Source organism: Moraxella caviae (assembly GCF_002014985.1).
Lineage (GTDB): Bacteria > Pseudomonadota > Gammaproteobacteria > Pseudomonadales > Moraxellaceae > Moraxella > Moraxella caviae.
The window spans coordinates 1-4,810 of the sequence record NZ_MUXU01000083.1 but is presented as its reverse complement, the minus strand read 5'-3'; the positions used below and the strand labels follow the sequence as shown (position 1 = coordinate 4,810).

Here is a 4,810-nt window from a genome sequence, read left to right as displayed (position 1 = left end):
AGTTTTGCGCAAGTTTTTTCACAATTTTTGGGCGCATTGCACGCATTGTAGCACAAAGATTGGCGTAAAATCACTGGCGCGCACGACTTTTCGGTCAAATTTATCGGTAAAGCAGCCCTTGTACTTTTATAAAATCGCCATAAACTATCATACCACAAACCATCATTAAAATGCCGCCAAGAAACCTTCTTTAACAAAATTTTTGGCAAAATTGGCAAAAGTTGATTTGTATTTTTGGCAAATGATGATAAGCTAAAACGCATTTGGTGCGCTTGGCTTGTGGTGAAATTTTTATTTTGGCAAATCATTTCACCACAAATTCACCACAAAGCACGGCAAGCCATCACAAAATAGTGAACATAAGTTTACCCAAATAGTTTATCAAAAATCATCAACAAAATAAACCAAAATATACAAATGTTCACTTTTTCGTTTTATTGACTAAATTTATCATCTAAAAAGCAGACAAACAGGAGTGATTATGTCGCAAATTAAAAAAGTCGCCATCATCGGCGGTAATCGCATTCCTTTCGCACGCAGCAATGGCGCATATGCAGACGCCAGTAACATCGATATGCTAAGCGCAGCTTTGGCTGGCTTGGTGGCACGCTTTGACTTAGCGGATAAAGAAATCGGCGAAGTGGTGGCTGGCACGGTGCTAAAACACAGTAAAGATTTAAACCTAACTCGTGAAGCTGTGCTAAATACTGACCTTCACCCAACCACACCAAGCTACGACATTTCTCAGGCGTGCGGCACAGGGCTACAATCCGCCTTTGCAGTGGCAAATAAAATCGCGCTGGGCTTAATTGACAGCGGCATCGCAGGCGGCACAGACACCACATCAGACGCACCGATTGCGCTGGGCGATGGCCTGCGCAAGCCACTGCTTGCACTCAATAACGCCAAAACCGCCAAGGCACGCCTAAGCGCACTAAGCCACATCAACCCAAAAAATCTGCTCGCCTTGCCTGCCAACGCTGAGCCACGCACCCGCCTTTCTATGGGCGAACACCAAGCCATCACCGCACTTGAATGGAACATCAGCCGCACCGCCCAAGACGAGCTTGCTGCCGCCAGCCATCATAATTTGGCGCGCGCTTATGACGAAGGGTTTTTTGATGATTTAATCACGCCTTATAAGGGGCTTGATAAGGACAACAACCTGCGTGCAGACACATCGCTTGACAAACTTGCCAAGCTAAAACCCGTCTTTGGCAAGAAAAACGCCAACCCAACGATGACCGCTGGCAATTCATCTCCCTTGACCGATGGCGCTTCTGCGGTGCTGCTGGCAAGCGATGACTGGGCGGCGGTGCACGGATTTGAGCCGTTGGCGTACATCACCCATCAGCAGACGGCAGCGGTGGATTTTATCGGCAAAAATGGCTTGACGGAAGGTTTGCTTATGGCGCCAGCTTATGCCGTGCCAAAAATGCTTGCCAAGGCGGGATTGACACTGCAAGACTTTGATTTTTATGAAATTCATGAAGCCTTTGCATCACAAGTGCTGTCTACTTTGGCAGCTTGGGAAGATGAGAATTTTTGTAAAAATCGCCTAGGACTGGATGCGCCACTGGGTGCGATTGACCGCAGCAAGCTCAACGTCAATGGCTCAAGCCTTGCCGCTGGACACCCGTTTGCCGCCACAGGTGGGCGCATTTTGGCAACTGCTGCCAAATTACTTGCGCAAAAAGGCTCTGGACGTGCGCTGATTTCCATCTGCGCAGCTGGCGGTCAAGGCGTAACGTGCATTTTGGAGCGTTAAGCTGTAAAATTTCACGACCAAACCAACCAAATCCGCTCACAATCCACTTGCGATTGCTGGGCGGATTTTTTTGAGTAAATTTTTGGCGGATTTTTTGGGTGAAATTTAGTGATGTTAAGTCGGATTTTTCGGTAGATTTTTAGATGAATTTTTAAGCAAAACACATCACCTTAAACATTTGCTTAGCACTTTTTTCAAGATTTTACCATACCACCAAATTTTTCTTTACATTCGCGCAAAACTTCTGTATGTTAGCCAAAAATGCGTTTAAAATTTGTACTGATGACAACTTGCTAAATTTTATGGCAAATTTATCAAAATAAGCCTTCGCTGAGCCAGTTTTCATCGCTGCGCATTTTCTTATCCCTACTAAAGCATTCAATGAAGTTTTGGCGTTTGCCAATACAGGAAACGTTATGTTGTGGTTTTTCTTTTGTATTGCCGTCTTGTTGGTCGGCTACTTTGTTTATGGCAAAGTGATTGAAAAAATCTTTGTCATCAATCCGAACAAAAACACGCCTGCCTACACCATGGCGGACGGCGTGGACTACGTTCCGATGTCCAAAAAGAAAATTTGGCTCATTCAGCTGCTAAACATCGCTGGCACAGGCCCAATTTTCGGCCCAATTTTGGGTGCGTTGTACGGCCCTGTGGCAATGCTGTGGATTGTTTTTGGCTGTATTTTTGCAGGTGCGGTGCATGATTATATGTGCGGTATGCTCTCGGTGCGTAATGGCGGCGCAAGCATGCCTTATCTGACAGGCAAATACCTTGGCGCACCTGTCAAGCATTTCATCAACCTGCTTGCCGTGGTGCTATTGCTTTTGGTGGGCGTGGTGTTCGTAGCAAGTCCAGCGCAGCTGATGAGCGCCATCACCATGGACGTATTTGGCTCAAATGCCACAGGCGCAATCTCGGTGGACAATGCCGAAAGCATGGCGGCAGTGGCTGGCGATGTAACCAACACCGTCTTTGGCATGACAAAAGAAACCATCATTGTCGTGTGGACGCTCATTATTTTTGCTTATTACATCATCGCCACTTTGCTACCGATTGACAAAATCATCGGCAGAGTGTATCCGTTTTTTGGTGGTCTTTTGCTGTTCATGTCGCTTGGCATGATGTACGGTCTTGTGAAAAATGAGCTTGGCAGTGCCGACACTTATTTCTTTAATTCTATGGGCGGCTTGACTACTGAAAGTTTCTTTCAAAACCTACAGCCAAAAGGCGATTTGCCAATCTGGCCGCTGCTATTTTTGACCATCACTTGTGGTGCGTTGTCAGGTTTTCACGCCACCCAAACGCCGCTGATGGCACGCTGTGCCGAAAACGAAAGCGAAGGTCGCTTCATCTTTTATGGCGCAATGATTGCCGAAGGTATCATCGCTTTGATTTGGTGTGCGGTGGGTATGTCGTTTTACCCTGATTTGCTGTCTTTACAAGACGCCATCGCTGCTGGCTCGCCATCAAAAGTGGTGTACGACAGCTCGATTTTCTATCTGGGTGCGATTGGCGGCGTATTTGCGGTGCTTGGCGTGGTGATTTTGCCAATCACGTCTGGCGATACAGCATTTCGTGCGGCACGCCTTATCATTGCTGAATTTTTCAACATGGAGCAGCGCACGCTGATGAAGCGTCTACTCATCGCTGTACCGCTGTTTGTGGTGGGCTTTATCGTCTCAAAAGTGGATTTCCAAATTTTGTGGCGTTATTTCAGCTGGGCGAACCAAACCGTTGCGGTGGTTATGCTGTGGACGGCGGCAGGCTATCTGTATCGCTACCGTAAATTCCACTGGGTTTGCACCTTGCCTGCGATGTTTATGAGCGCGGCGTGTTACACCTTCTTGGCGTACAATAAAATCGGCTTTGGTCTTGACTATCAGCTGTCTGTGTACATCGGGCTTGGCTTGACCGTGCTGACTACGGCTGCGTTTTTCTTGTTCGTCAAGCGTGAAAGCATCGCTGGCGACCCTGATGCGCTCGTGGTAGAAGAAAAAATCACCCAAGTTGGTGCAAATGCCTGATGATTGACATGACGATTTGACAAACCAATCTTTTAAAGATTGCGTCTTTTAAGCCATCATTAATACAAGACCGCAGGATTATTTTCTGCGGTCTTGTTTTTGGTGGGGATTCATACTTAGAAATTGGTTTAGAAATGCGGTCAAAAACCACCCAAAATCCCATTCACCGCCAAAATCCGCTATAATAGCACCTTACCATCAATTTTCTACCAAACATCAAAACATCATGAACAAGCAAAATCACCCTTTTTGGCAAATCATTCACACCATCACCGACTTTCCTAAAGCTGGCATTGATTTTTATGACATTTCGCCTTTGCTGTACGGACACGTTACACAGCTGGTTGATGAGCTTTTGGCGGCGCTGCCTGATGGATTTTTGGACACTGTGGGCGCATTTGCCACCACCGAAGCGCGCGGATTTGTCATCGGCTCGCTCTTGGCTGGGCGCACAGGCAAGCCACTGATTTTGATTCGTAAGGCTGGCAAACTACCGCCGCCTGTATTTTCTGAAAACTACACCCTAGAATACGGCACGGATACGCTACAAATCAAAGCCAATTTACCAAAAACTAACGTGCTGCTCGTGGACGATGTGCTGGCAACAGGCGGCACGCTTATTGCCAGTAAGCGTCTGTGCGAGCAGGCAGGGCATGGTGTTTTGGGTGCGCTTGTGCTGCTGGATTTGCTGGCATTGCATGGCGATATTGGCATGCCGACTTATTCGGTGATGACGACTTGATGGGCTTATCAGTAATTTAGATTAGCGATAATGCGTAAGTTGGGTTGGCAGCAGTACAACCCAACGTTTAAAAACGGATTTTAAATCCACGTTGGGTTTTCGTTCCACTCAACTTACCTATCGTTTCTTAAACCAACTTACGCACCCACCCCGTCTCGCACGCCACCTCACTTCTAACACATGAAAATTTTTTGGCAGAACTATTGCCATCTGTTATAAGTTTTGCTATATTGTTTTCGAGTTTTAGTTTGTGTTTAAAATTTGGGCTATTTTCAA

3 protein-coding genes are annotated in these 4,810 nt (G+C 46.5%); all 3 read left to right on the top strand.

Annotation, left to right across the window (positions count from 1 at the left end; all coding sequences use genetic code 11):
• Positions 1-481 precede the first annotated feature (481 nt).
• The 3 genes from B0181_RS10895 to B0181_RS10885 all read left to right on the top strand — a co-directional run bounded on the left by B0181_RS10895 (position 482) and on the right by B0181_RS10885 (position 4,534).
• Positions 482-1,768 carry an acetyl-CoA C-acetyltransferase gene (locus tag B0181_RS10895; RefSeq protein ID WP_078277519.1) on the top strand — a complete coding sequence of 429 codons (1,287 nt, stop codon included), beginning with the start codon at positions 482-484 and terminating at the stop codon, positions 1,766-1,768.
• A gap of 416 nt (positions 1,769-2,184) precedes the next feature.
• Positions 2,185-3,792, top strand: a complete 1,608-nt coding sequence (locus B0181_RS10890; RefSeq protein ID WP_078277518.1) for a carbon starvation CstA family protein — start codon at positions 2,185-2,187, stop codon at positions 3,790-3,792.
• Positions 3,793-4,018: 226 nt separating this feature from the next.
• Positions 4,019-4,534: an adenine phosphoribosyltransferase gene (locus B0181_RS10885; protein ID WP_078277517.1), complete on the top strand. Its 516-nt coding sequence runs from the start codon at positions 4,019-4,021 to the stop codon at positions 4,532-4,534.
• Positions 4,535-4,810: the final 276 nt, after the last annotated feature.

Bases quoted from the DNA above. Each gene is read 5' to 3' on its own strand.
- B0181_RS10895 (WP_078277519.1), top strand. From the start codon at position 482: ATGTCGCAAATTAAAAAAGTCGCCATCATCGGCGGTAATCGCATTCCT.
- B0181_RS10890 (WP_078277518.1), top strand. From the start codon at position 2,185: ATGTTGTGGTTTTTCTTTTGTATTGCCGTCTTGTTGGTCGGCTACTTT.
- B0181_RS10885 (WP_078277517.1), top strand. From the start codon at position 4,019: ATGAACAAGCAAAATCACCCTTTTTGGCAAATCATTCACACCATCACC.